Consider the following 6302-nt stretch of genomic DNA (forward strand, 5'->3'; position numbering starts at 1 on the left):
TGCGGTCCGACACGGTGAACGGTCCCCGGACCAAGGTGACGGGCATCGACGGCAGCATCGACTACAAGATGCCCGATGTGATGAGCGGCGATATCTCGATCGGCGCCTCGTTCAGCCGCCTGCTCAAGTACGACATCGGCCAGTTCGACGTGAATGGGGTCTTTGTCTCCGCGCCGTACAAGGCTCTGGGCTTCACGAACTATGACCGGTTCCCGGGCACGGTGTCGAAGATCCGTGGCGCGGCCTACGCCGAATACTCGCGCGACGAGCACAATCTCCGCTTCGACATGACCTACATCGGCGGCGCCACCGACAACCGTGGGCCGACGGCGATACAGACGGGATCGTCCACGAACTGCAACGTGGCCAACGCCCGGGCGGGGACGGCGATCAACTGCCAGCTCACGACCATCGGCCTGAAGGTGAAGTCGTTCTACAGCTTCGACGCCACCTATCGGATTGAACTGCCCTGGGACACCACGGTGTCCGCGTCGGTGTTCAACATCTTCGACCGCGATCCGTCGGCGGCCCGACTGGAGGCGTCCTACGACCCCTTCATCGGCAACCCCTACGGCCGCACGTTCAAGGTCGCGGTGCGCAAGCGCTTCTAATCCGCTGACTTCGGAATGAGATGACCGCCGTCGGCCCCAGGGCCGGCGGCGGTTTCATTTTGGCCGATCGGCGTTCGAAAACCCTGTTCTGTCAAAGTGTTGCGTTAGAGCCGCAGTAGGCGTTCAAAGACGATCTCGCATCGGAATTGCGACGTCCCGTCGAAAATCGACCCTGGTTTCGCCGCAAGGCGCGCCCCACCTCCGCGCGTCCCGACCGCCCCCTCCCCAATCCGGGCGGCGCATACCAGAGGAATGAGTTCTTTCATGTCACGACGTCACCACTTCAACAGCGGCTCGGCTGCTGTGCTCGGCCTTGCGATCGTCGCAATGGCCGGCGCGCCGGCGCTGGCCCAGACCGCGGCCGCGGATGATGCCCCCAACTATGTCGACGAGGTCGTCGTCACCGCCCAGTTCCGCGAACAGAGCCTCCAGGACGTGCCGATCGTGGTCACCACGATGAGCGCCCAGCAGATCCAGGACGCCGGCATCCGCGACATCAAGGACCTGACCATCGCCGCACCCGGCCTGACCGTCACCTCCACCTCCAGCGCCGCAGTGACGACCGCGCGCATCCGCGGCATCGGCACGGTCGGCGACAACGCCGGCCTGGAGTCCTCGGTCGGCGTGATCATCGATGGCGTCTACCGGCCCCGCAATGGCGTCGCCTTTGGCGACCTGGGCGAGCCCGAACGCATTGAAGTGCTGAAGGGCCCGCAGGGCACCCTGTTCGGCAAGAACACCACCGCCGGCGTGATCAACGTGATCACCCAGCGTCCGTCGTTCAAATCGGGCGCTATCGGTGAAATCGGCGTCTCCAACTTTGACGGCTACGGCGGCTCGCTCTCCGCCACCGGCCCGCTGGTCGAGGACGCCATCGCCGCACGGCTGCACGTCGCCGCCCGCAAGCGCGACGGCATCTATGAGGGCGTCAACGGCCCGGACAACAACGACCAGGACTACTACACCGGCCGCCTGCAGGTGCTGTTCACGCCGAACGCCGACCTCGATATCAATGTGGCCATCGACTACACGAAGCGCGACGAGGCCTGTTGCGGCGCGGTTCAGATCGTCAACGGCCCGACCAGCGCCATCGTCCGCGCCCTGGCGCCCAACGGGATTTCCAACCCGGTCGATCCCGACGGTTTCCGCGACTATTCCAACCGCAGCTTCGCCAAGAACATCGTCGACAAGGGTGTCGCGGTGGAACTGAACTGGGATACGCCCTGGTTCGACGGCGCCAAGCTCACGTCCATCACCGCGGTCCGTGACTGGAAGCAGGAAGGCGGCGGCGACACCGACTGGACCGGCGCCGACATCATCTACACGCCCGGTCTGGATGATCCCAACCCGCCCTCACAGCGCTTCAAGACCCTTACCCAGGAGCTGCGGTTCCAAGGCGAAGCCGGGCCGGTCAACTGGCTGGTCGGCGGCTTCTTCGCCGACGAGGACCTCGATGTGCTGACTCGCGGCATCACCTTCGGCGCCCAGTTCGAGCCGTATCTGAACGGATTGCTCGGCGGCGCCTTGCCACTGTTCACGGGCCAACCGGCCACGGGTCAGGTCTATCGGCCCGGCAACGGCAACCTCGACACCTATGCCCAGACCTCCAAGTCCTACGCGCTGTTCACCAACAACAGCTACAAGGTCAGCGACGCGTTCGAGGTGACGGTCGGCGCCCGCTACACCTGGGAAGAGAAGGACCTCAGGTCGGTCTGGACCAACTCCGACAACGCCATCGGCTGTTCGACGGCGCTGGCGCGGGCGGGTCTGTTGGGCGGCGCCTATGGCGCGCTCTGCAACACCGCCTTCAACCCGCGCTTCAGCCAGATCCGCAACAATGCCCAGAGCCGCGACGAGGAGAAGTTCACCGGTACGGTGAAGGGCGCCTATCGGTTCAACGAGCAGGTGCTGGCCTATGGGTCGTTCGCGCGGGGCTACAAGGCCGGCGGGTTCAATCTCGACCGTATCGCGCCCGGCGTGCAGACCGTGCGCGGCCAGGCCACCGAGCCGGTGCTCAACACCTCGTTCGCGCCGGAGACGGTCGACTCCTATGAGATCGGCGTGAAGAACACACTGCTCGATCGGTCGCTCCTGCTGAACGCCACGCTGTTTTATCAGGACTACAAGAACTTCCAGCTCAACGCGTTCAACGGCCTGGTCTTCACCGTCACTTCGGTGCCCGAAGTCGTCTCCAAGGGCGCGGATGTGGACTTCCTGTGGTTCACCCCCGTCGACGGCCTGACCGTCAATGGCGGCGTCACCTACGCCGAGACCACCTACGCCCGCTCGACGCCGGTGTCGCTGGGCGCCCGACTGCCGGGCAGCCGGCTCTCGCTGGCCCCCCTGTGGTCCGGCTCGATCGCGGTCTCCTACGAGCGCAACATCACCGACGACCTGATCGGCAAGATCGCGCTGAATTCCAAGACGGTGTCCTCCTACAACACCGGCTCGGATCTGGCGCCGGTGAAGAACCAGCCCGGCTTTACCCTGGTCAACGCCCGCGTCGGCATCGGCTCGAATGACAAGCGCTGGATGCTCGAAGCCTGGGCCCAGAACCTGACCGACGACACCTACTACCAGGTGGCGTTCGACGCGCCGTTCCAGGCGGGTTCGTTCAACGCCTTCCTGGGCCAGCCCCGGACCTATGGCCTGACGCTGCGCGTCACCTACTGATCCGGGTTTCGGAAGATCTGGAGACGCCGTCGGGCTCGCGCCCGGCGGCGTTTCTGTTTGACCAGACTCAATCTTCGAAAAGGGCTGGCGCAACACGAAAAGTCGGACAATCATCCTGACGTATGGTCAGTACGCCGCGCGCAAGACGTGGTGAGGCCGAGGGAGGTAAACTATGTCCAGACGCAGTCAGCTCTGCGCCGGCACCATGCTGGCCGCCGCATTCAGCCTTGGCCTCGCCGCATCGGCGCAGGCCCAGACCACCGAAAACGAAGTCGAGGAAGTCGTCGTCACCGGCTCCTTCATCGCCGGTACGCCGGAGGACTCCGCGCTTCCCGTCGATGTCTTGAGTCAGGCCGACCTGGAGAAGCAGGGATCGCCCACGGTGGTCCAGTTGGTGAAGACCATCACGGCGTCCCAGTCCTCGCTGGGTGAGTCCAACCGCTACAACGGCGGCGCCGGCACCGCGACGATCAACCTGCGCGGCTTCGGCGCGGCGCGGACGCTCACGCTCATGAACGGCCGCCGGCTGGCCGACAGCCCGGCTGCGGCGTTCCAGGGCGGCGGCGCCAACCTCAACTTCATTCCCACCGCGGCGGTCGGCCGCATCGAGATCCTGAAGGACGGCGCGGCGGCCACCTACGGCTCCGACGCCATCGGCGGCGTGGTCAACTTCATCACCCGGAGAGATCTCGACGGCCTTGAGGTCGATGGCGAGTACGCCCTGATCGACGGATCGAACGGCGACTACAACGCCAACGCCGCCTGGGGGAAGAAGTTCGACAACGGCAATGTGCTGCTGACCGCCGGCTATCGCCACCGCTCGCGGCTCGACATTCATGACCGCGACTGGGCGATCCGGTCCTTCGACTTCGCGGGCTATGCCGGCGCCGGCGGTTTCACCGGCGCGGCCAATCCGGGCTTCTTCGGCGTTGCCGGGGTCGCGGGCACCACCTTCCGCGACAATGGCTGCGAGGAGTTGGGCGGCACGCTCACCAACAACATCACCTTCCCCAATCCGCTGAACGGCACCCTGGGCCAGGGCGCCACGGCGACCATCGCGGTGCCGGTCAGCGCGCAGAACCCGGCGGGCGCGGGATCGAACTGCCGGTTCCAGTTCTCCAACTTCAACGACCTCGTGAACCGCGAGGATCACTACCAGCTCTATGGCGAAGTGAACTTCGAGCTGTCGGAGAACACGTCGTTCCACGCCGAAGTGGCCTGGACCAAGAACGACACCCCGGTGCAGCGGATTTCACCCGCGAACCTGACGGCGCAGTATCCCTCGCCGGTGAGCGTCGGCGGCACTTCGTTCTCGCCCGCGACGCCGAATGGCCCGAACCTCTCGGTGCCCTACAACATTCCGGCCAACCATCCAGGCCTGGTCGCGCTGTTGAACGACTGCCGCGCGCCCCTGACGGCGGCGCAGTGCGCCGCGATCCGCACCGGCGCCAACGCGCCCAATCCGGCCTATCCGGGTTCGGCGATCACGCGCGGCGTCGATATCTCACAGCTGGGCTGGCGGGCCGTGGCCTTCGCCGGTCATCCGCTCAACAAGGACGGGGCCGATCACCAGTCGATCGTCAACGACGGGTTCCGGGTCTCGGGCGGGTTCAAGGGCAGGATCTTCGAGAACATCAACTACGACACGTCCGTCACGTTCATGGAGCAGAAGAACACTTCCAGCATCAGTGACATCCTGGTCCAGCGCCTTCAGCTCGGTCTCCGCGGCTATGGCAGCCGGGTGAACAACACCGACCAGTGCACGGCGGCGGAAACCAACAACTTCACCACCAACGCCGGCAACACGGCTCTGGGTTGCCACTACTTCAACCCCTTCACGAACGGTACGGCGACCAGCGCCGTCAATGGCGCCGCCAACCCCTTCTTCAACTCAGCGGTCGCCAACAACCCGGACGTCGTGGCCTGGCTCTATGGGCCCTACACCAATGTGCTGACCAATCGTCTGCTCGTGGTCGATGGCGTCTTCTCAGGCCAGACGGGCATCGAGCTGGCGGGTGGGCCTGTGGCATGGGCGGTCGGAGGCCAGTATCGCTACGCCCAGGAAGTCCGCAAATACGGGGCTTTCTTCAACTCCGATGAAACGCCCTGCCCGGACCGGGCGGCCTGCGTCGATGAGACCGGGCCGCTGCAGTTCTTCGGCTCCAACACGGATCGTGACGACGACGCCAATGTGAAGGCGATCTTCGGCGAGCTGCAGGTCCCGGTGACCGACGATCTCAACGTCAACTTCGCGATCCGCCATGAGGCTTACCAGGGCGGGATCGGGTCGACGACCAATCCCAAGGTCGCCGTGAAGTGGCAGGTCATGGACATGCTGGCCGTACGCGGTTCGGCGTCCACCACGTTCCGGGCGCCGACCTCGGGTCTGGTCCGCAACACCTGCAACAACGGGGTCCGGGTGCTGGGCGGCGGCTATCGCGCGTTCCAGAGCTGCGGAAATCCGGATCTGAAGCCTGAGAAGGCCGACACCTACAACATCGGCGCCATCGTCGAAATCGGCAGCTTCTCGGCAACGCTCGACTACTTCAATTTCAAGTTCAAGGATGAGCTGACCGAGGAAGCCGGCGGACGTCTCTACGCCACCATGTTCCCCGGAAACTCGGCCGTGAACTGCGGCAATCCGGCGTTCGCTGCGCTCCAGTCACGCTTCACGTTCGCCGGAACCTGCGGCCCCGCCAACGTCGCGCGGCTGCAGAGCTTCGTCGTCAACGGTCCCGGCACGAAGACGTCGGGTCTTGAGTTCCGCGCTCAGTACGACTGGGACGGCTGGCTCGACGGAAGCTGGTCGGCGGGCGTCGAGGCCACCTACCTGATCGAGTACAAGCGTGAGGCCGTGAAGCTGAAGGGGACCAGCATCGAGATCGCCCCGGCGGAGGATCGGGCCGGCCTGAGCGACCTGATCAACGACTTCTTCTCCTACCCGGAGATCAAGGGGAACGCCTACGTGGCCTATGTCCGCGGCCCGCTCTCGGTCCGCTGGCTGGCGCGTTACTCCGA

The 6302-nt window shown here is 65.2% G+C and carries 2 protein-coding genes and 1 pseudogene; all 3 read left to right on the forward strand.

Annotated features, from left to right (window positions below; genetic code table 11):
- Window positions 1–611, forward strand: a pseudogene (locus tag ACIQ3R_RS13800) (hypothetical protein); the annotation flags it as partial.
- A 264-nt stretch (window positions 612–875) separates the two neighbouring features.
- Window positions 876–3284 carry a TonB-dependent receptor gene (locus tag ACIQ3R_RS13805; protein ID WP_397419439.1) on the forward strand — a complete coding sequence of 803 codons (2409 nt, stop codon included), beginning with the start codon at window positions 876–878 and terminating at the stop codon, window positions 3282–3284.
- A gap of 172 nt (window positions 3285–3456) precedes the next feature.
- Window positions 3457–6302: TonB-dependent receptor domain-containing protein (locus ACIQ3R_RS13810; protein ID WP_397419440.1), on the forward strand; the 2846-nt coding region annotated here is incomplete at its 3' end.

This window comes from Phenylobacterium sp. (genome assembly GCF_044371015.1).
Classification (GTDB): domain Bacteria; phylum Pseudomonadota; class Alphaproteobacteria; order Caulobacterales; family Caulobacteraceae; genus Phenylobacterium.

What these genes read in the sequence shown, in the direction of transcription:
- ACIQ3R_RS13805 (WP_397419439.1), top strand. Translation starts at nt 876, where the DNA reads ATGTCACGACGTCACCACTTCAACAGCGGCTCGGCTGCTGTGCTCGGC.